The organism is Maribrevibacterium harenarium, from assembly GCF_006385675.1.
Taxonomy (GTDB): domain Bacteria; phylum Pseudomonadota; class Gammaproteobacteria; order Pseudomonadales; family Marinomonadaceae; genus Marinomonas; species Marinomonas harenarium.
The window spans coordinates 23,868-44,839 of the sequence record NZ_VFRR01000027.1; the positions used below are offsets into that span (position 1 = coordinate 23,868).

Consider the following 20,972-nt stretch of genomic DNA (forward strand, 5'->3'; position numbering starts at 1 on the left):
AAATAGGGGATACAAATGGAAGCTTCTCAACTTCTTAAAGGCACGCTTCTGATCGCCGGTCAGGACGTGCTTGGTACACAAGCGGCGATTCACGCCATCAATCCGGCCACCAATGAAACCATGGAGCCTGCTTACTTAGGTGGTACGCAAGCCCAAGTCGATCACGCGGCGCAAGCGGCTTGGCAAGCCTTTGATGCTTACCGTGGGACGGCACCGGAAGCCCGTGCGCAATTTCTTGAAACCATTGCTGACGAAATCTTAGCCCTTGGCGATACGCTAGTGCATCGGGTGATGGCCGAGTCAGGTCTGCCACAAGCCCGTGTTGAAGGTGAGCGTGGCCGTACTATGGGGCAACTGCGCTTATTTGCGAGTGTCGTTCGTGCTGGAAAATACCTAGATGTGCGTATTGATCCCGCGCTGCCAGAGCGTACACCATTACCACGCAACGATTTACGTCTTCAGTACATTCCATTAGGCCCTGTGGCGGTATTCGGTGCGTCTAACTTCCCATTAGCGTTCTCTGTCGCCGGTGGTGATACGGCATCTGCCTTGGCAGCGGGTTGTCCTGTCATTGTTAAAGCACACTCTGCACATCCTGGTACGTCTGAGTTGGTGGGTCGTGCCATTACCGCCGCGGCACAAAAGACCGGCATGCCAGCGGGGGTGTTCTCGTTGATGTACGGTTCTGGTCGTGAAGTTGGCTCTGCACTGGTAGCACACCCGCACATCAAGGCCGTTGGCTTTACCGGTTCCCGTGCCGGTGGCGTGGCGCTGATGAATATTGCTGCAGCTCGTAAAGAGCCGATTCCGGTTTATGCGGAAATGAGCTCGATTAACCCTGTTTTCTTAATGCCAAACAAATTGGCGACCCAAGCGGAAGCCGTAGCTAAAGGTTTTGTGGGTTCTTTGATGATGGGCGCGGGTCAGTTCTGTACCAACCCAGGTCTTGTGGTGACCTGTGATGGTGAGGGCGCGGATACCTTTATCAATACCGTGACTGCTGAAATCCAAGCCCAAGGCACGCAAACCATGCTCACGCCGGGCATCCACAAAGCCTACTGTGAGGGGGTGGCGAAATTGGCTGCCAACACCGGTGTGGAATTGGTAGGTAAAGGCAACGCCAGCGACGCGCCAAACCAGTGCCAAGCGCACGTGTTCAAAACCTCTGCAGCCGCCTTCTTGGCCGATCCAAGCATGGAAGACGAAGTCTTCGGTTCTACCTCTTTGATCATTCAATGCCAAAATTTGGACGAATATAAAGCGGTGGCGGAACATCTCGAAGGCCAGCTAACGGCAACGATTCAGCTAACCGATGAAGATGTGGCAGCAGTACGCTCTTTGCTACCGATCCTTGAGCGCAAAGCGGGTCGTATTTTGTGTAATGCTTTCCCAACCGGTGTGGAAGTTTGTCATGCCATGGTGCATGGTGGCCCGTTCCCGGCGACCTCCGATGCCCGTACTACCTCTGTGGGTAGCGCAGCCATTGATCGTTTTGTTCGCCCTGTGTGTTACCAAGACCTTCCTGTTGCTTTGCAACCGGCCGCCATTCAGGATGCGAATCCATTGAATGTGCCTCAATTGGTCGATGGTCGATTGAGTTAAGTTACTTTTTACTGAGCTCCAAACCTCGTTATTTTAGGGGCACTTCGGTGCCCTATTTTTTGTCGGTCACACATACTCTGTCAGGAGACTCCTATGGAAACGACCGCTTTTACCGCCATTCTAGATGTGTCAGCACCGGTACTGATTTTGATACTGGTAGGCACACTACTGCGTAAACGTCGCATTATCGATGATGGTTTCATTGCGTCTGGTTCGCGCTTTGTCTTTGCCGTGGGCATGCCGACGCTACTCTTTTTCAGTATGTTGGGGGCAGACCCCGGCAGCATTATGGGGTGGCAAATGCCCGCCTTCTTTTCCGTTGGCATAATCCTCACCTTTGCTTTTGCCTGGTGGTTAGCCGGTCGATTAACCATGCCTAACCATGAGCGTGGCGTGTTTATTCAAATGGCGTTTCGAGGCAACACCGGCGTGTTCAGTTTGGCGCTGGTGGTGAATATGTTCGGCGAGGAGGGCGTCGTCATCGGTGGTGTGTTCGCCAGTATCACCTCCATCATGTTTAATATTTTGGCCGAGCTCGCTTTATCCCGTTATCAGCAACACAGCACCTTCAGTTATCGTGCTTTGCTGCGCAGCATTGTGACCAATCCGATGATCTTAGGTGTGGTTGCCGGTATCAGTGTGAACTACCTGAATATCCCCATTCCCAAACAAATCGTGACCGCCGGTAAATACCTCGGCAGCGCCACTTTGCCGTTGGCTTTGCTGTGTGTAGGGGCGTCATTAGCCACCAGTGCCTTTGTGTTGACGCGTACCACCAGCCTTGCCATGTTTATTAAGATTTTTGTTAGCCCTGTGGTGTTGACCACCATTGCGGCATTCAGTGGCTTTAGCGACCACGAACTGGTGTATCTGTTTCTGTTTTTTGGTGCGCCAGTCGCGGCTTCGGCCTATGTGGTTTCGATTGCTCACGGCAGTGATGGCAAGCAAACCGCTAATGCCATCGCCACCTCAACCTTGCTCGGTTCCGGCGTCATCATATTAGTCGCACCGGTACTGCTGGCGTTTTTGTCCTCAATATCCTGATACGGAGAATATTCAATGAAAGACATTCATGTACTTGTTGTCTGGCCAATTCGTCCGGCGCAGTTGGCTCAGTTGGAGCAAACCTACACGGCCCATCGTTATGATCAGGCAACGCCAGCGGAAAAAGCAGCCATGATCCAGCAGGTTGGAGATCGTATCCGGGCAGTGGTCACGACCCATGGGGGTGGGTTTGAAAAAAATCTTTTGGATCAGTTACCTAATCTAGAAATTGTTGCGTGCGCCAGTGTTGGATATGACACCTTATGCGTGAAAGACTGCCAAGCACGGGGCATCCCTGTGACCAATACGCCTGATGTATTAACGGATGATGTGGCAGATATGGCTATGCTATTGATGCTGGCCACCCTACGCCGCTTCTTGCCAGCGGTAGATTGGATTAAACAAGGAGACTGGGTCAGCAAAGGTATGATGCCCTTAAACACGGCAGTGCGTGGTAAAACCTTAGGTATCGTGGGATTGGGGCGAATTGGTAAAGCCATTGCCACTCGCGCCGAAGCCTTTGGCATGAGCGTGAGTTACTACAATCGGTCACCAAAATCGGATGTTCCGTATCGTTATTATGATGACCTGCACGCACTCGCCAATGACGTGGATGTATTGATGCCTATGGTGCCCGGCGGTACGGATACGCAAGGCCTGATTTCACGTTCGGTACTCGAAGCACTTGGTGCCAATGGTTACTTTATCAATGTGTCCCGTGGCTCGGTGGTAGATGAAACGGCCTTGGTAGAACTACTGCAACAACGGGCCATCGCGGGGGCGGGACTGGATGTGTTTACTGATGAACCCAATGTGCCATCAGCGTTGCTTGAGCTAGACAATGTTGCGCTGCAACCCCACTGTGCCAGCGGCACTTTTGAAACCCGCGCTGCCATGGCGCAACTGGTGCTGGATAACCTTGAGGCGCATTTTTCAGGTAAACCCTTGCTGACGGTGATTTAGCCTTGGGTTCTTTTCGTGAGTTGTTTTTGCGGCATACGATCTGGCATTTGAGTACGGGTACTGCCAGTTTTCTACAAGTAAAACGCGATGTTCTTGCTACGCTCTGATTAGGGGGATTGTATGGATCAAATACAGCACTTTCGCTCACCGGAGCGTGCCATTGGCTTGATCGCTGGTCAGTATCAGGCATTCGAGTTTAAGCGACATTATCATTTGGATTACCACTTTGGGCTGATCGTGAAGGGCGAGCAGAGGTTTGTTTGCCGCGGTGAACGTTTTCATGTGGGCTATGGGGAAGTGGTGATCATGTCACCGGATGAGTTGCATGAAGGGCGTTAGGTAAAGGAATCGGGTTATCAGTCCAACGTCTTTTCCATCGAGCCGGAATGGTTTAGCCCTTCACCAGTGCTCATAATAGGAAATAATCGAGAGGTGAGCGATGAATGAACTGCATGTATTAGCCACATTGGCGCTGGTCCATATGATTGCCCTAATGAGCCCATGGCCCGACTTTACCTTAGTTGTCCAGAATGTGTTCCGTTATGGTCACACTCCCTACTGGCGTTTACATCGCCATTGGCTTGCTGGTTCTTGAAATGAATTTTTCACATCATCTCTTGCTATTTTCCTTTTTTAGTGGAACTATTTTAATAACTCCATAATTCTTAGCGCATTTAAGAATTTCCAATACCAAAAATGGCAGCTAGTGGCATTTTTTTGTTTTTGATTTTTATTTTGGCAGCGTCTGCCATTAATAATACACACTGTAGATCAAGTTACTGCTATACATTACCGAAAATGGCGTAAAGCCCCGCAGCTTGCTGCGTGAGAGTTGTCAACTAGCCTCTGCTATCCCTTTATCAACAGGGCATTCTGCCTTTAACTAACGACGGAACCTCGAAAAACTTCTCCAATAGCGTAGCTAGGGCTGTGGTAGCATCAACTGCTTTACACTGCCCACTGAAGTTGATTGCACCGCGCCTTGTATTGAGAGCTGCTAGAGGGAAGGCCCCCGTGTACCGACTTAACCATGGTTCGTATTCTGATACTCAAGCGCCTCTACAACCTTTTGGATGAATAAATGGAATATTAGCTGCTCGATCGAATTAGTTACCGTGCATACATAGAACTCAAGGCAAAAGAGTAGCGGGAAATCGAGAATGGGAAAAGTTGTTCGTCGTAGTCTATAGCACAGCAATGAAACTCGGATGCCGCTGATCCCCAAAAAAATGTGATAGCAGCCTCGACGGATCCGTTCTTCGTGAATCCAAGCATTAAAGAACTGAGTCGCATCTTCACACCATTGGAGCATGCCCAGTTCAAAGGCTTCCTTACTAGCTATGTGGCTAAAGGCGTAAACAACGGAGCGACGCTACTGCAATCAATATTGGGTCCAGGCTGGGCTTGGCATATTGCCAATCAGATCTTGGGGCATGTTATCGGTATAGTTAAATCTGAAGGTGGTGCAGATGACTCCGCAATACCCCAACATTCACCTACGGTACCAGCTAACCAAATACATGAAAAATTGCCGCTCTTTTGGCTGTGTAATCTATTACAATTCGGCAACCCAAAATACATAACAAGGACAAGGGAGCCTATGCATGGCACAATTTGGTGAGATTATTTGTTACAACTTCGAAACAAACGCCGGTCTAATTCGCGAAGTTTTCAAAGATGGCACATCCTTCCTATATCCGGTAAGAAAAGAGAATTTTGAGGAACGATTTAAGGTAAAAATCGGAAAGGTCGTTATCTTCTACGCAGAGGACAGAGATGGCACCGGCTTCTTGCAGGCAGTTAACATTCGCCCTGATAAGCTTGGCGTACACAAAATGTCCGAAGTGGATGCTGCTACACCGTCGAGCGCAGTTAAGAGCACCGTCGTTAGAAAAACACCACGTCCTAAAAAAAGGAAACCCAAAACACAGTCTCCTGACGAGATTCAAGACCAGCTTCTGCGCTCCCAAGGTAAGCTGAAATGCCCATCATGTGGTGGTGTGGTTCGCCCTCATATCATCGGTCTTCATGGTGGCCGTATTCGCCAAGTGTGTCCTCTTTGTACCAAGGCCATCAACGAAACGAGCGCACTATACAAACTTTCCATTTTCATTCTACTCGCGTTAGTATTTTTTATGATTTCAGGTGGCGCACGTCTCTTTAATTGATTGACCAGTGATAAATCGTAATCTCCCAACTTGATTGATACTGTTAGGCAGTTTTTTTTTCCTGCCTACTAGGCCTTTAACCGGGAACCAACTTAGCAGAGATGAGAGGCATCACCCGAAAATAGAAATACTTTGTCTTGCGTTGACTCAATCAATGCTCGCAAGAACTTCAGTAAGTACTTCGCTGTAATGGAGGGTTCATTGATCATGAAACGGATTGGTAATCACGGATGTAACACTTAGAGAAACGTACGTAGCAAGAAAACTTCAATGGCTTTTTAGGTGTGAAATACTCAGCAATAAAGTTTGGTTCCAATTGTCCTGACCGTAAAAATAATTCCAGAACTGTTATAATTTTTTGAGAGGCTACACGTTGATTCAAAACTACAAAACCGAGTTTATGATGATCATGCATCTGATCATAAATGGTATTGATCACGCCGTTGTTCACAAGCTTGGCTGAGTCGTCGAAGTGTATTTTTTTGACATCATTTTTTCGCTGATGTCATCCTTACCACTCTAATGGTAACGTTGATATATGTACTCAACAGTTCGTGGATGAACACCAGAATTTTTCCAATTTCACGAAACTTTTTACCTTGATCTCGCTGTCACATTTCCGTCTGATGAAGGATCTCCTGTTGTTCTAGGCTAAGTGGTCGGGCATTTATATTTATGTGTATGCATTACCGTATTTGTAAATTGAGACTGAGTGAATAACACAAAACTCAGCTTTTTTTTACTGCTGCTAAGCCAGCCTTCTTCTTATCATACATGACGCACCTGACGGTATTTAGAGTATTCACAAGAGTTCTAATTTTAAGGCCATTTACTGTAACGGGTATGTTACTTCGTATTCATAGTGGCTTTTCTAAAGAGTATCAAGGTAAACGTCACTAAATCAGCCTCTAGTTTTCGCGCCTAACCCCAACCAAACTGTGCTTCGTCTATTCACCCACGGAGCACACAATATGAATGCAAACACAGCGTTGAACCAAACTTGGGCTGATCATATCGAAAAGTGGCGTGCCTCTGGCCTGTCCATCAAAGCCTTCTGTGAACAAGAGGGCTTGGTGTACCATCAGTTTAGCTATTGGCGGCAGAAGTTTTCGCCTGCCGCTGACTCGACAACAGGATCGAAATTAGTACCGGTAGCACTGGCAACTCCTCCGATGTCTTCTAGCGACCTAGAAATCTTGCTCCCTAACGGGGTGATCATACGTGGCATTGATATGACTAATGTCTCGTTGGTGTCCCTTCTGGTAGCGACTTTATGAAACTTCGTTATCTGCGCCCCTCGCTAAATTTACCCCAGATCTTTTTGTATCGAGACCCGGTGGATTTTAGAAAGCAGGCCCATGGACTGGCGGTGCTGATCGAGCAAGAGCTAGGGCACAATCCTTTCTCCGGAGCCTTGTACGCGTTCACTAATCGGCATCGCAATAAGATCAAGTGCGTGATGTGGGAAGACAATGGCTTCGTGCTCTACAAAGGTTTAGCAGAAGAAAAGTTTAAGTGGCCCAAAGCCTCAGAGGAATTGGTATCCCTCACCGGCGAGCAAATTAACTGGCTGCTGGATGGCTACGATCTCAGCTTAATGAAAGGCCATAAAACCTTGCTTTATGAGGCACTTTGCTGAGGATTTTGGCAGTGATTTTTGCTAACATATCGCCATGAAAATTGCTCCCAAATCTCACTCCAAAAAGCCGGATTACAGTCAGCTATCACAAGCTGAACTGGTATCTTTGCTGTTGCAAAAAGACTCGATCTTAGCTCAGCGTGATGCCTATATTGATCGGCTTGAAGAGATCATCCGTCTGCAAAAAGTCCAACGCTTCGCCGCCAAGAGTGAGAAGCAGCCGTTTCAGATCACCCTGTTTGATGAGGCGGAACTGGAAAGCGCGATTGACGATCTGATTGATGAGATTCCAGAAGACTCATTGAGCCCAGAGCTAGCACAAACCAAGCAGAGTCGTCAGCGTCAACGTGGCTTCTCGGCCTCATTGAACCGAATCCGTCGTGAGATCTGTCTAAGCGATGACGAAAAAGCCGGTGCAACCAAAACCTTCTTCACTAAAGTGAAAGAAGAGCTGGAGTTTATCCCCGCTCAGCTTAACGTGATCGAGATCTGGCAAGAAAAAGCGGTGTTCGAATCCTCAACTGGCGAACAAATCATCGCGGCAAAGCGGCCAACCCATCCGCTGGGTAAATGCGTTGCCACTACCTCGTTGTTGGCTTACATCATCACGTCAAAATATGCCGATGGGTTACCTCTGTATCGCCTAGATGGCATGTTAGCGCGCCTTGGTCATGAAATCGGTCGCAATAATATGGCGAATTGGATTATCCGCCTTGATGATGTGTTCAAACCCTTGATTAACCTGATGCGGGAGCAACAAAACCTCGGTCGCTATATCCAGGCGGATGAGACCCGTATCCAAGTGTTGAAAGAAACCGGTAAAACAGCTCAAAGTGATAAATGGATGTGGGTGACACGGGGTGGACCACCGGATAAACCTTCCGTCTTGTTCGACTATGATCCGACCCGTGCGGGTCACGTACCGGCACGCCTATTGGACGGGTTTAGTGGCGTATTACAAGTGGACGGCTACAGCTTCTATGGCAAGGTCTGCCGAGATCTTGATATTACTCGTATTGGGTGTTGGGACCATGTGCGACGCAAGTTTGTTGAAGCCGCGCGCGGTGCGGCTCCTCAGAAAGGAAAAAGCAACAAGACCACACCATCGAAAGCGGATGTGGCCATCGCTAAAATCCGCAAGCTCTATGCCATCGAAAGCAAAATAGAGAACTTAAGCGAATCAGAAAAGTACACCGTACGCCAAGAGCTGGCGTTGCCACTGCTAGAAGACTTCAAAGCGTGGCTGGAAACCAACCAGACAAAGGTGCCGAAAGACTCACTGACCTTCAAAGCGATCCAATATACCCTCAATCAGTGGTCATCTCTGGTCGCCTGCTGCGACCATGGCTTCGTTCATATTAGCAATGCCTTAGCAGAAAATGCCATCCGCCCGTTTGCGGTGGGCAGACGCAACTGGCTGTTTGCTGATACCACGCGAGGCGCCCATGCCAGTGCAACCTGCTACTCATTGATAGAAACCGCCAAAGCTAATGGCCTTGAGCCATCAGGCTATATCCAATATGTGCTCGACCACATCGCTGACGCGGATACTTTAGAAAAACTCGAAGCGTTATTACCCTGGAACAGGGCGAAAGCAGGCTAGATTAGCAAATTTGGCCATATTGTTTTAGGAGCTGATATAAGAGCGCTTACCTTCTTCAGACCTCATCTAATTATCAAACCGTTCTTACTGGTACCGTATGATATCGTGCCTATTAAATATCCTCGAGAGAGGATGGCATGACTTCAATGTCAATTCCATCTTGAACCTTGCAGTGAGAAATTGTTTGCCTTCTGCGGACGCCGGCTCGATCGACTGAAGATTTAGCACTGGTCTGCCGATGGTTTTTCGGGGGGATTACACGGGGACGGGACTTGATGTATTTACTAATGAATCCAATGTGCCATCAGCGTTGCTTGAGCTAGATAATGCCGCTCTACAACCTATCTGTGCCAATGGCATTTTTGAAACCCGTGCTGCCATGGCCCGGGTGGTGATGGACATCAGCCTTCTATTTTAATTTTTCTAATATGAGTTCAAGGATGCTCTCTCTGTCATCGCTTGAAAGCTTGTTGAGCTGCCTAACAATCTCTGCAGAAGTTTCATCGTCACAGAAGAAGTAGCTCAGAGGAACATCCAATTCCTTGGCTATAGATCTTAGAATCACAATATCGGGCGCATGCTTGCCCTTTTCATACTGATTCATGCGTGCACTGGCCACGTTTTCATCCATGCCCGTTCGAATGCCGAGTTCGCGTTGGCTGAGGCCTTTGCGTTTCCTTGCTTCTTTGAGCCGAATAGGTATGGGATTAGGTTGCACTCTGTTCTCATTGTTTACTACCAGTAGTAACTAAGATTTTCTTAGTTTCTCTTAACTCTGTATACTAAGCAATCCTTAGTATTTCGAGATTCATGCTGTGCCCTACAAGATTCATGTGCATCCTACGATGCTGACGGTTGTTCGATCTATTCTACCTAAGCGCCTTCACAGAGCTAATTTGATTGAAAAATCAATGTCATTTGAGGCTTATGGTGATAAAGAGAAAGCAGAAAAATTTGTTACCAGACAAGTTCATCGCCTTACGAAACTAGGCTTGCTGGTGTCTCACGGATCAAGAAACTCTCGTTGGTACGAGCCCTCTGAAAAACTGACGAAACTAGTTTCAGACTTTTCGATGGAGGAGCCATTAAATAAAAAGGCAGTACTGGATGAATTAGTGATGGATGAGGCAAGGCTTGAGAACGAGATTTCTCTGGCTTTATCAGAGCTAGAAGAAATGAGGGCATTGTCTGTGTGATTCCCAATTTTATCTGCTGATGCCGATGGGATGATCTCAAGTGAACGCAGTCGGATCACTAGTCTGTATGGCAAGTTAAGTGCCGTTAGGAAACTAAAGGCTTCCGCTGAGAAGTTAGAGGTAAAGCAATGTTGAGAGATTGGCAACGAGGGTGTGTTACCAGCGCGATCGACCATTTTAACTATCACAAGCATTTCTTCTGCTTGGCTACACCGGGAGCCGGTAAGACAGTAATGGCGGCTACGGTGGGAAAAATGCTTCTTGAAGCAGGGAAAATTGACTACATCGTGTGTTTGTCTCCTTCTCGAACAATATGTGAATCCGTAAGAGCCACTTTTAAAAAACTGCTTGGCAGACCTTTTTCTGGTCGCATCGGTTCCGTCGGTGTTTCTTTAACATATCAGTCCTTGCTGGGCGGGAATCACTCAGTGTTAGCCGATTTGGTAAATAGCCGAGTTTTTGTTGTTCTTGATGAGATTCATCATTGTTCTGGTTCTGAGTTTGTTCAGGGCAATGCATGGGGGATTGAGTTGTTGCGGCAAATTTCGTCGTTAGCAACCTTTACGCTCTCACTTTCTGGTACACCTTGGAGAACAGATGGAGACCCAATTACATTTGCCTCCTATGATGGTTCTGGTTTAGGGCTGAGTTACCAGTGGAAGTATGGCTTAAGTGATGCTGTAACTGACAAGGTTTGCCGTTTGCCAAAAGTAATTGCATTAGATGCGGTTAAAATTACTAAGCATGCTTATGGGCCCCCCAAATCTTACTCATCTATTGCAGAGTTCTTGAAGGATAACGACAACAGTTATTTGGTTCTCCTGTCCAACGAGTCGCTGACATTTGAGGTATTAAAGCGTGGTGTGGAGCGCTTGACTAAATTGCGAAAAATCTCTCCTACCGCCGGTGGTTTGGTGGTCGCAGCGTCCTATTCCCACGCACGATTTATCAAGCAAATGCTAGAGGACTACTTCTCTCAGAAGGTTGTTCTTGTGTCCTATAAAGATGACGACTCGATCAGGCAGATTGAAGAATTTCGACAAGGAACAGACCAATGGATAGTGAGCATCGCTATGGTAAGTGAAGGAGTTGATATCCCAAGATTGCAGGTCTGTTGCCACCTGTCTGCAACCAAAACGGAACTTTACTTTCGACAAGTGCTGGGCCGCATCATTCGCGTGACGAAAGATCAAACAGATGAGTGTTTCTTCTACACATTGGCAGAAGAGAATTTAATTAGCTATGCGAAGCGGTTGGAGCAGGAAGTCTCTGGATCTTACATCAAAGAGAATCTGACAGAAGAAAAAGTCGTTGCTAACCCCGTGGAAGGAATGCCAGGCAAATCAAAAGAGCCCCACGACATATCTGTCTATCTTGAGGATGGCTCAGAGTTTAAAACAAACGGCTCGTCATCAGCAGATGAAGATCTCGTTGGTTTGCCCTCTGCTCTGGTATCATCAGCACTATCGATTGATGGAATAAGAGAGCGTGTGATTCGAGTACTTATGAATTCGCAGCCTGCCTTATGATATCTGCTTCTCGTTGTATTCGTTAGGAACCACCAAATGCGTAAAAAGTTGATTACTTGTGATGGTCATCAGATATTAAAAGATGAAACTGACCATCTATGGCGTAAAGAATGTCCAGAAATTACCAAGATAGTCTCCTAGGGGGGCTGATCTTGGCGCTAAAAAAGCATTCCATCAGTGTCAGTTCCATGCGGAATATGGACGCGACAGAATAAACCGACGGATTGGTGGCGTTGTCTATGAATCCGCACTGATAGAGAGTTTATCACTAGATGGCAGAGCTATTTCGATCCCGCAATTCAGTCACGCAATGTTTTTATTGGCGGTTCTGAATCAGCTATAAATTGTGTTGTCTGTGACAGTGCCGTTTGGTTTAATGGACAATAGTCAATTTTACTTGTATACCATGAGCGCCTTACAAGCTAAGTCGCTCTGCTGTTGGATAAGGATCATTCATGGGAATCAAGCATTCACCCCTGTTTCTCGCACTAGCAACGGTGCAAATCGTCCCAAAAGAACCTCACGATAAAGCCACCGCGACTATTCATTCCTCATTAGACGAAAAATGCTCTGTCGTCTGTATTCAAAGTGGCTCAACACTACCCAAAGGTTCTACCTTCCAATCACCGCTAGCAAGGGAAGTGTTGGGGATTGGCTAGAAGTACTCTGTTGGAATGGCCGTTGCGACATATTCTGACGCTTGAAAAAGTATGATTGATATCAGTTATTTAAACCGTACTAAAACAGTACGCCATACGGATAAAAGAAACAGACTCATGGCTAAAGCACCCGCAAAGAAACCGTCGACAAAAAAGAAAAGCACCAAAGGTTTTGAAGAAACCCTATGGGATACCGCGAACCAGTTACGCGGCAGTGTCGAATCCTCAGAATACAAACACGTTGTCCTGAGTTTAGTGTTCCTGAAATTTATCAGCGATAAATTTGAAGCCAAGCGCGAGCAATTGCAAAGCTCGGGTATGGAAGCCTTTGTCGATATGCCGGAGTTTTACCAGCAGGACAATATCTACTTCCTACCAGAAGCGGCGCGCTGGTCTTATGTCAAAGTACGCGCTAAGCAAGACGATATTGCCGTGGTTATCGACACCGCACTGGCAACCATTGAAAAGAACAACCCAAGCCTAAAGGGCGCGTTGCCAGACAACTACTTCTCCCGCATGAACCTTGAGGTCAAACGCCTTGCGTCTTTGATTGATACCGTCGAGAACATCAATACCCTAGCGGTGGAGTGCGAAGAAGGCACCAGTGAAGAAGACTTGATCGGTCGTGTGTACGAATACTTCCTCGGTCGTTTTGCGGCGAACGAAGGCAAAGGCGGTGGTGAATTCTATACGCCAAAATCCGTTGTGACCTTGCTTGCTCAAATGATCGAACCCTACCAAGGCAAAGTCTATGACCCCTGTTGTGGTTCCGGCGGTATGTTTGTACAAAGTTTGAAGTTTATTCAAAGCCACCAAGGCAAAAGCAAAGACATTGCCATTTATGGTCAAGAACTGACGACGACCACCTACAAGCTGGCGAAGATGAACCTCGCCATTCGTGGTTTAACCGGTAACTTAGGCGAACGCCCTGCGGATACCTTCCACGATGATCAGCATAAAGATTTAAAAGCCGATTACATCATGGCTAACCCGCCGTTTAACCTAAAAAGCTGGCGTAACGATGCTGAGCTAACTGATGACCCGCGTTTTAACGGCTTTACCACGCCACCGACGGGCAACGCCAACTACGCGTGGATTTTGCACATGCTTTCTAAGCTAAGCGAAGACGGTACAGCCGGTTTTGTCTTAGCGAACGGCTCCATGAGCTCTAACACCAGTGGTGAAGGGGAGATCCGTGCCAAGCTGGTTAAAGACGACCGCATCGAATGTATGATCGCATTGCCGGGGCAACTCTTCTTTACCACGCAGATTCCGGTGTGTTTGTGGTTTATGTCGAAACACAAAGGGGCTAACTCGAAGTTTGGCTACCGTGATCGCAGTGGTGAAACCTTATTTATCGATGCCCGTGAAATGGGCACCATGGTCAGCCGTGTGAATAAAGAGCTAACCTTTGACGATATCGCCAAAATCGCCGACACCTTCCACGCGTGGCGCAGTGATGAAGCTGAAATCCAACGCCGCCTTGATGCCAAAGAGATCAGCGTTGAGCAATACGAGGATCAAGCCGGTTTCTGTAAAGTCGCCACTATCGAAGAAATCGAAGCCAATGACTTTGTGCTCACGCCGGGGCGCTATGTGGGCGCAGCGGACTTAGAAGATGATGGCATCCCATTCGAAGTCAAAATGTCAGAGCTGACCCAAACCTTATATCGCCAATTAGATGAAGCCGAAGCGCTGGATAAAGCGATTCGTGCCAATATGGAGGCATTGGGTTATGGACAGTAAATTAACTCCATGGCATCAGGATGAATGGGTAGAGAGAACTTGGGGTGAACTGGTTGAGCTTAAGTATGGAAAAGCACTCAAAGATTATAAGGATAAAGTTACGGGTTTTCCGGTATTTGGCACCAATGGTCCTGTTGGGTTTAGTGAAACTCCTCTATGCGATTTTCCTAGTGTCATTATTGGTCGGAAAGGAGCTTACAGGGGAGTTCATTATTCGGAAGTTCCGTTCTATGTTATTGATACTGCTTTTTACATTGCCCCTAAGTTTGATATCAATCTCAAATGGGCTTATTACGAGCTGTTAAAACAAGACATTAACGGTTTAGATTCTGGCTCAGCTATACCTTCCACTCGTAGAGAAGATTTTTATGCTCTTAGAGTCAACGTTCCTCCGAGGCCTATTCAAGATCGTATTGCTGATTTGCTTGACTCGTTTAACAATAAAATAACCGTCAACCGCCAAATCAACCAAACTCTAGAACAAATGGCGCAGACGCTGTTTAAGTCGTGGTTTGTGGATTTCGATCCGGTGATTGATAACGCATTGGATGCGGGCAATGCTATTCCCGATGAACTGCAAGCTCGCGCCGAGCAGCGCCAAGCACTGCGTAATGCAGCCACACAGCAGGGTGACGTCAGCGCAACGCAAGCGGGCAGTGCTAAGCCTCTACCTGATAACATCCGCCAACTGTTCCCTAATGAATTTGAGGAAAGCGAACTAGGCTGGGTGCCTAAGGGGTGGGTTAGTTCTAATGTAGGTTTCGTTTCAGAGTGTTTCGATAAGCATCGCGTACCACTATCGAAAAAACAGCGAGATGAATTGAAGCCTGGAATCTACCCATATCATGGTGCTACTTCGATAATGGATTATGTTAGTGAATTTATCTTTGACGACATCTATCTACTTATTGGTGAAGATGGATCAGTGATTAAAGAAGATGGTACTCCGTACTACCAGTATATTTGGGGAAAATGCTGGGTTAATAACCATGCTCATGTATTAAAAGGGAAAAATGGTGTATCTACCGAACACTTAATGATTTTTATGGCGCAGGCTAATATTAAAGCCTTTGTCACAGGAGCTGTTCAGATGAAGATTAATCAAAAAAATATGAATAGCATCCCTTTCCTGTTGGCTGACAGAAAAGTTAACGAGAAATTTTCAAAAATGATTTTGCCCCTGTATGCAAAGTTTAGATCAAATTATGAACAAAGCCTTGAGTTGCAGATACTACGAGATACTTTGCTACCCAAACTGATCTCCGGCGAATTACGCCTAGATGAGGTGGAGTCCACGATTAAAGAAACAATAACAGCGTAAACAACAGGCAGCTTGAGTCACTTAGGCTGCCTTTTTGCTTTAGTAAATTAAGCGTTAAAAACAGATAAACAGTACAGGATGTTATGACCACGACCTTTAACGAAGCCAAATTGGAACAAGCCGTTATCACTCTGCTGGGGCAGCATCAGCGTTCTGCTGGCGAAAGAGCTGGCGAGTCGGTGTATCCGCATTTTATCGGCAGTGATATTCCACGAGCTAGTGATGAAGAGGTGCTGATCCTTGATGATTTGCGCGTGTATCTTGCGGAGCAATACAAAGCTGATGGCATTACCTCTGGCGAGATCGACACCATTGTGCGCCAGTTGCAAACCTTGCCCGCGAGTGACTTGTACCAAAGCAACAAGACCTTCTGTCATTGGTTAAGTAATGGCTTCCTGTTAAAGCGTGAAGAGCGCAATAAGAAAGACCTGTATATCGAGCTGATCGATACCCGCACCTTGCCCCAAAGCCTGAATGCGTTATTTGTGGAAGGTATTGATGGCATCTCCACCGATAACAACCGTTACCGCTTGGTCAATCAATTAGAGATCGAAGGCACCGACCAGCAAAAGCGCATCCCCGATGTTATTTTGTACGTCAACGGCTTGCCGGTGGTGGTATTTGAGTTGAAGTCGGCCGTGCGCGAAGAGTCGGCGACGACCTACGATGCGTGGCGACAGTTGGCGGTGCGCTATCGTCGCGATATTCCCAAACTGTTTGTTTACAACGCCCTATGTATCGTTAGCGATGGGGTGAACAACAAAATGGGCAACCTGTTTGCGCCCTATGAGTTTTATTATTCATGGCGCAAGGTAACAGGCAATGAATCCAACGAAAAGCAGGGCATTGATTCCCTCACTACGATGGTGAATGGTCTGTTTCATCCCACCCGCTTTTTGGATGTTTTAAAGAACTTTGTTTTCTTCCCTGATACCAGCAAACACGAAACCAAGATTTGCTGTCGCTACCCGCAGTATTACGCGGCCCGTAAGCTGTACTACAACATCAAAAAAGAACGCAAAGTATTAGACGCCAACGGTGAGGTGATGACATCGAAAGAGGGCGGTAGCGGTAAGGGCGGCACCTACTTTGGTGCGACGGGCTGTGGTAAGAGTTTTACCATGCAGTTTTTGGCCCGTTTGCTGATGAAGAGCGTCGACTTTGCCAGCCCGACTATCGTCTTGATCACCGACCGAACCGATCTGGACGAACAGCTTTCCAAACAATTCTGTAATGCCACCGGTTATATTGGCGATGAGGTGATCGAGCCTGTTTCGAGCCGCCAAGACCTGCGTGATAAGTTAGCCGGGCGCGCCAGTGGCGGTGTGTTCCTAACCACCATTCATAAATTCACCGAAGACATCAAACTGCTGACTAACCGCAGTAACGTGGTGTGTATTTCCGATGAAGCGCACCGCAGCCAAGTCAATTTAGATTTGAAAGTCACCGTAGATGAAAAGACCGGCAAGGTGAAAAAGACCTACGGCTTTGCCAAATACCTGCACGACTCACTGCCGAATGCCACTTATGTGGGCTTTACCGGTACACCCATTGATGCAACTTTGGATGTGTTTGGTGACCCAATCGACAGCTACACCATGACCGAGTCGGTGAATGATGAAATCACGGTACGCATTGTCTACGAAGGCCGTGCGGCAAAAGTGATTTTGGACAATGGCAAACTGGAAGAGATTGAAAAGTATTACCAAGAGTGCGAAGCCGCCGGTGCTAATGAGCATCAGATAGAGGAGAGTAAAAAAGCCTCTGCCAATATGAATGCCATCTTGGGCGACCCGGACCGCATTCAAATGTTGGCAAAAGACTTTGTCGAGCATTACGAAAAGCGCGTTGAGGAAGGTTCCACTATTAAAGGTAAAGCCATGTTTGTCTGTGCCAGCCGCGAGATCGCTTATGACTTTTACAAGGCTGTAAAAGAACTACGTCCAACATGGTTTGAGGCGAAACAAGCTATTGATGGCGTGGAATTGACCGAGAAAGACAAGAAAGAGCTGATGTCATTGCCGATGGTGAATATGGTGATGACCCGTGGTAAAGACGATGACCGAGCCATGTATGACCTGCTTGGCACTAAAGAGTACCGCAAAGAGCTGGATAAACAGTTTAAGAACCCGAAATCAAATTTCAAAGTCGCTGTTGTGGTGGATATGTGGCTGACCGGTTTTGACGTGCCAGAGCTGGATACCATCTACATTGATAAGCCACTGCAAAAACACAGCTTGATTCAGACCATTTCACGGGTGAATCGTAAATTTGAAGGCAAAGATAAAGGTTTGGTGGTGGATTACATTGGTATTAAATCCCGTATGAACCAAGCCTTAGCCATGTATTCCAAAGCCGATGGCGCCAATATCGAAGATATCAGGCAGTCATTGGTAGAAGTGCGTGACCACCTGCATTTACTGGCGCAAATGTTCCATAAGTTCGATAGCGGTGATTACTTCAGTGATAACCCCGTTAATCAATTGTCCTGCTTAAACCGAGCTGCCGAGTTCGTGCTAACGACGAAAAAGCTCGAATTGCGCTTTATGGGCTTGGTGAAACGCCTAAAAGCCGCCTACGACGTGTGTGTAGGGAGTGAATCCATCACCCAGACAGAACGTGAGCATATTCACTTCTATCTAGCGGTGCGCTCGATTGTCTACAAACTCACCAAAGGTGATGCGCCGGATACCGCGCAAATGAACGCCCGCGTTCGTGAAATGATTGCCGAGGCGATTCGCGCTGAGGGTGTGGAGGAAATCTTCGCCCTTGGACAAGAGAAATCCGAAACTATCGACATCTTTGATGATGAGTACATGGATCGCATCAACAAGATCAAACTGCCGAATACCAAAATGCAGCTACTGCAAAAGATGCTGCAAAAAGCCATCAGCGAGTTTAAGAAGGTCAACCAACTCAAAGGCACGGACTTCACCAAACGCTTCCAAGCCTTGGTAGAGCAATACAACGAGCGCAAAGAAAACGACGAGCTAAGAGGCGAGGAGTTCGACACCTTCAGCCAAGAAATGGCCGACATGATCTACGACATCAAAGCGGAAATGATGTCATTTGAAGACATCGGCATCGACATGGAAGAAAAAGCCTTCCTCGATATTCTCGAACACATGTGTACGAAATACCAGTTCACCTACGACCACGACAAAATGCTCGAACTCGCGAAGCAAATGAAAATCGTCGTAGACGACAGCGCCCAATACCCAGATTGGAGCAACCGCGATGACATCAAAGCCAAACTCAAAGTAGACCTCATACTGCTACTCCATAAGTTTGGCTTCCCGCCTGTTGCCAATGATGATGTTTATAAAAACGTCCTAGAACAGGCCGAGAACTACAAGAAGAATCATTGATAGAAGTTGGGCAGAGCTTATTTATCGGTGCTCTGCCTGAGTATGAAAAGCTGTCTGAAAAGACAACCGAGAAGAGTCTACCGAGCTAGCGGCGATTCATACTATCTATATCTACTGGCACTATGCAGTCAGCGTTAGGTTCTGATCTGCCAAGTAGATGGTAAAAGTAGGAAGGCGTGTGAGTCTTTCTGAATGGAAATGCTGCTTTAACTATAGCAGCTGAATTGTACTTATAATGGAGAATTAGAAATGAAAAAGATCGCGCTGTTGACCGCTGTTCTAATGACTGCCCAGGCAAATGCATCGGTAAGCCCAAACCTAAATGCCGCCTTTCAAGCAGCGGCAAGAGAGAGATGTGAGTCTCTGCCATTTAGCGTGGTTTCCCAAGACCAAGGTTACGGTGGTTCACTTATAGTTCAAGTAAGCTGTGGCAATATTTTCAACGTAAGGTCTGTTATTTGTACCACGATATTATCTAATGATGGATCTACCTACTATAGCTGCGACTAAGTCTTAGTGCGCAATTCCATACACCACCAATTAATAATTGCTAGATTATTATACTTGATTAATAGCTTATAACAGGGCTGGGAACATAGGATTAAGTCGGCTATAGGATATATTATTGCCGACTTAATCAAATTAATCCCTAGTATCGTGACTGCTCCTCAATATAAATTGAATGGTCAGCTATAAATTATTATTGAATATAAAATAGAATACTGTCAAGGCCTGGCGGGGTTGTGGTGGGATTTAAGGTAGTCAAACCAAAGGGTTGTTTGCTTTACTAACTCCTTTCGTCGATACTCAGCGTTGCCCTCAAAGCTTTCAGAAATAGAATCATACAATGAACGGACTTGATTTTTCATTAGGCTTTCACATTTCTCCACTTCTTCTCCAAGCCTTGGAGAAAGAGCAATACTAGCTATTTCTCCCCAAATTTTTGAAAGTGAACCAAGTGTACACAGTATTGCGACATCGGCGTCAACTCCGTCCACACCTTTGATACTAATACCATCATATCTGGGCTCATCTACTACGAGTACCAAATCATCTAGCGCACCAATATCTATACCATAATATTTTCTTATACTTAAGCATCTGAAAGGGTTATAAATAGAGCTAGAAGAGACTTCCGAAGTACTACAAATTAAAACCTGAGTCCTTTTTAGAATATAGCTGCCATCTTCGAAACTATGATCAGCCCAAGGAAAAAAATTCTCTAAATTATTATCCACGAAAATTTCTTCATATAAGCGGTGATAATCTTCAAACTCTATATGATTCCGTTCTTCGATAAGTTGAAGCTGACCAATAATATACTCTCGATGCTTTATACTGTTTTCGAAATTATTCTTTGACTCTGTAGCAGAAATTTGGGCGACCGTTTGAACCGAACGGTGATGTGAAGCATAGAATCCAGCAAATGGCAGAGACAGTGCCGCGACCCAAAGCGGAATTTTGAAGTATTCATAAGCATTGTCGAAGCCTTCTTTGGTAGGCATCCAATCAGGATAGCCAAGGCTTTTGAAGATTAGAAACCAGACTATACCCGCAACAAATAGCGGGAATAGCACCATCACCCAGAAGGCTTTCAAGTGGAATAAAGGTGGGTGGGGGGGCTTGGGGCCTCGGAAACGCCATTTAAAAATCTGCATTCATATACTCCTCATTGTTTATGAATGCTTCTCCTGGTAGCAAATTCATATTTAATTTATCCCGACCAGACACCGTGTCCATTGAGAAGTCAACAAGTCGTACAATATAATCTGAAAAAATCTTATCCATCACTACAGAATCAGAAATAGTGAATCTATTTACACCTTCTTTATGATCGATAATAATCCGCTTCCCTTCATTATTAATCGACAAAATGTTTAATTTGAAAGCAATAAACCTTAATGAAAGACAGTATTTCTCCGCTTCAACACTAAAATCCTTTCTCTTCGTATATTCCCTAAGCCTATTGAAATTCTGGATAACAAGCTCTAATAGCCCAACATATTCATCATAGTTATCCAAACTACGACACTGCTTCAATGTGTAATCCCCCCATTTTTAACAGGGTTTAAAAGTAGAGCTTAAGCAGCCTTCATAAGCCATTTAGGTGGAATGCCACCAATGGCGCTGTTTG

Annotated in this window: 20 protein-coding genes; 17 read left to right on the plus strand and 3 right to left on the minus strand. The window is 46.4% G+C overall.

The features are described 5' to 3' along the window. Positions 1-15 precede the first annotated feature (15 nt). The 10 genes from FJM67_RS12550 to FJM67_RS12595 all read left to right on the plus strand — a co-directional run bounded on the left by FJM67_RS12550 (position 16) and on the right by FJM67_RS12595 (position 9,437). Positions 16-1,602 carry an aldehyde dehydrogenase (NADP(+)) gene (locus FJM67_RS12550; protein ID WP_140589787.1) on the plus strand — a complete coding sequence of 529 codons (1,587 nt, stop codon included), beginning with the start codon at positions 16-18 and terminating at the stop codon, positions 1,600-1,602. 93 nt (positions 1,603-1,695) lie between these two features. Continuing rightward, complete coding sequence (locus tag FJM67_RS12555) at positions 1,696-2,646, plus strand: AEC family transporter (protein ID WP_140589789.1); 951 nt, start codon at positions 1,696-1,698, stop codon at positions 2,644-2,646. Between the two features lie 15 nt (positions 2,647-2,661). Further along, a complete protein-coding gene (locus FJM67_RS12560; RefSeq protein ID WP_140589791.1) occupies positions 2,662-3,609 on the plus strand; it encodes a 2-hydroxyacid dehydrogenase in 948 nt (315 codons plus the stop codon). A 120-nt stretch (positions 3,610-3,729) separates the two neighbouring features. Beyond that, entirely contained in the window at positions 3,730-3,948 is a 219-nt protein-coding gene (locus FJM67_RS12565; protein WP_140589793.1) for an AraC family ligand binding domain-containing protein, read from the plus strand. 100 nt (positions 3,949-4,048) lie between these two features. Next, on the plus strand, positions 4,049-4,204 hold the full coding sequence (locus FJM67_RS12570; protein ID WP_219845982.1) for a hypothetical protein: 156 nt from the start codon (positions 4,049-4,051) through the stop codon (positions 4,202-4,204). A 1,009-nt stretch (positions 4,205-5,213) separates the two neighbouring features. Beyond that, a complete protein-coding gene (locus FJM67_RS12575; RefSeq protein WP_140589795.1) occupies positions 5,214-5,777 on the plus strand; it encodes a hypothetical protein in 564 nt (187 codons plus the stop codon). A 971-nt stretch (positions 5,778-6,748) separates the two neighbouring features. Next, a complete protein-coding gene (gene tnpA, locus FJM67_RS12580) occupies positions 6,749-7,054 on the plus strand; it encodes an IS66 family insertion sequence element accessory protein TnpA (protein WP_140589797.1) in 306 nt (101 codons plus the stop codon). Next, positions 7,051-7,416: an IS66 family insertion sequence element accessory protein TnpB gene (gene tnpB / locus FJM67_RS12585; protein ID WP_140589799.1), complete on the plus strand. Its 366-nt coding sequence runs from the start codon at positions 7,051-7,053 to the stop codon at positions 7,414-7,416. The genes tnpA and tnpB overlap by 4 nt, the downstream gene beginning before the upstream one ends. A 34-nt stretch (positions 7,417-7,450) precedes the next feature. Further along, positions 7,451-9,019 (plus strand): IS66 family transposase, encoded by a 1,569-nt coding sequence (gene tnpC, locus FJM67_RS12590; protein ID WP_140589801.1) that lies wholly within the window; start codon positions 7,451-7,453, stop codon positions 9,017-9,019. A gap of 238 nt (positions 9,020-9,257) precedes the next feature. Continuing rightward, positions 9,258-9,437 carry a hypothetical protein gene (locus tag FJM67_RS12595; RefSeq protein ID WP_140589803.1) on the plus strand — a complete coding sequence of 60 codons (180 nt, stop codon included), beginning with the start codon at positions 9,258-9,260 and terminating at the stop codon, positions 9,435-9,437. On the opposite strand, the gene FJM67_RS12600 is transcribed toward FJM67_RS12595, so the two are convergent. After that, positions 9,429-9,737, minus strand: coding sequence for a helix-turn-helix domain-containing protein (locus tag FJM67_RS12600; protein ID WP_140589805.1), 309 nt, complete (start codon positions 9,735-9,737; stop codon positions 9,429-9,431). The two genes, FJM67_RS12595 and FJM67_RS12600, sit on opposite strands and share 9 nt — an antisense overlap. Positions 9,738-9,915: 178 nt before the next feature. Between FJM67_RS12600 and FJM67_RS12605 the strand changes: the two genes are divergently transcribed. The 7 genes from FJM67_RS12605 to FJM67_RS12635 all read left to right on the plus strand — a co-directional run bounded on the left by FJM67_RS12605 (position 9,916) and on the right by FJM67_RS12635 (position 19,348). After that, positions 9,916-10,215, plus strand: a complete 300-nt coding sequence (locus FJM67_RS12605) for a hypothetical protein (RefSeq protein WP_140589807.1) — start codon at positions 9,916-9,918, stop codon at positions 10,213-10,215. A gap of 128 nt (positions 10,216-10,343) precedes the next feature. Next, positions 10,344-11,744 (plus strand): DEAD/DEAH box helicase, encoded by a 1,401-nt coding sequence (locus FJM67_RS12610; RefSeq protein WP_140589809.1) that lies wholly within the window; start codon positions 10,344-10,346, stop codon positions 11,742-11,744. A gap of 455 nt (positions 11,745-12,199) precedes the next feature. Then, positions 12,200-12,403, plus strand: coding sequence for a hypothetical protein (locus tag FJM67_RS12615; RefSeq protein WP_140589811.1), 204 nt, complete (start codon positions 12,200-12,202; stop codon positions 12,401-12,403). 117 nt (positions 12,404-12,520) lie between these two features. Beyond that, complete coding sequence (locus FJM67_RS12620) at positions 12,521-14,149, plus strand: class I SAM-dependent DNA methyltransferase (RefSeq protein ID WP_140589813.1); 1,629 nt, start codon at positions 12,521-12,523, stop codon at positions 14,147-14,149. Next, positions 14,139-15,470 carry a restriction endonuclease subunit S gene (locus tag FJM67_RS12625; RefSeq protein WP_181161500.1) on the plus strand — a complete coding sequence of 444 codons (1,332 nt, stop codon included), beginning with the start codon at positions 14,139-14,141 and terminating at the stop codon, positions 15,468-15,470. Before FJM67_RS12620 ends, FJM67_RS12625 begins: the two co-directional genes overlap by 11 nt. A gap of 83 nt (positions 15,471-15,553) precedes the next feature. Further along, positions 15,554-18,838, plus strand: a complete 3,285-nt coding sequence (locus FJM67_RS12630) for a type I restriction endonuclease subunit R (protein ID WP_140589816.1) — start codon at positions 15,554-15,556, stop codon at positions 18,836-18,838. Positions 18,839-19,087: 249 nt separating this feature from the next. After that, positions 19,088-19,348: a hypothetical protein gene (locus FJM67_RS12635; RefSeq protein WP_140589818.1), complete on the plus strand. Its 261-nt coding sequence runs from the start codon at positions 19,088-19,090 to the stop codon at positions 19,346-19,348. Positions 19,349-19,563: 215 nt separating this feature from the next. On the opposite strand, the gene FJM67_RS12640 is transcribed toward FJM67_RS12635, so the two are convergent. Continuing rightward, positions 19,564-20,496 carry a hypothetical protein gene (locus tag FJM67_RS12640; protein WP_140589819.1) on the minus strand — a complete coding sequence of 311 codons (933 nt, stop codon included), beginning with the start codon at positions 20,494-20,496 and terminating at the stop codon, positions 19,564-19,566. Next, positions 20,483-20,878 carry a hypothetical protein gene (locus FJM67_RS12645; RefSeq protein WP_181161501.1) on the minus strand — a complete coding sequence of 132 codons (396 nt, stop codon included), beginning with the start codon at positions 20,876-20,878 and terminating at the stop codon, positions 20,483-20,485. Before FJM67_RS12645 ends, FJM67_RS12640 begins: the two co-directional genes overlap by 14 nt. Positions 20,879-20,972: the final 94 nt, after the last annotated feature.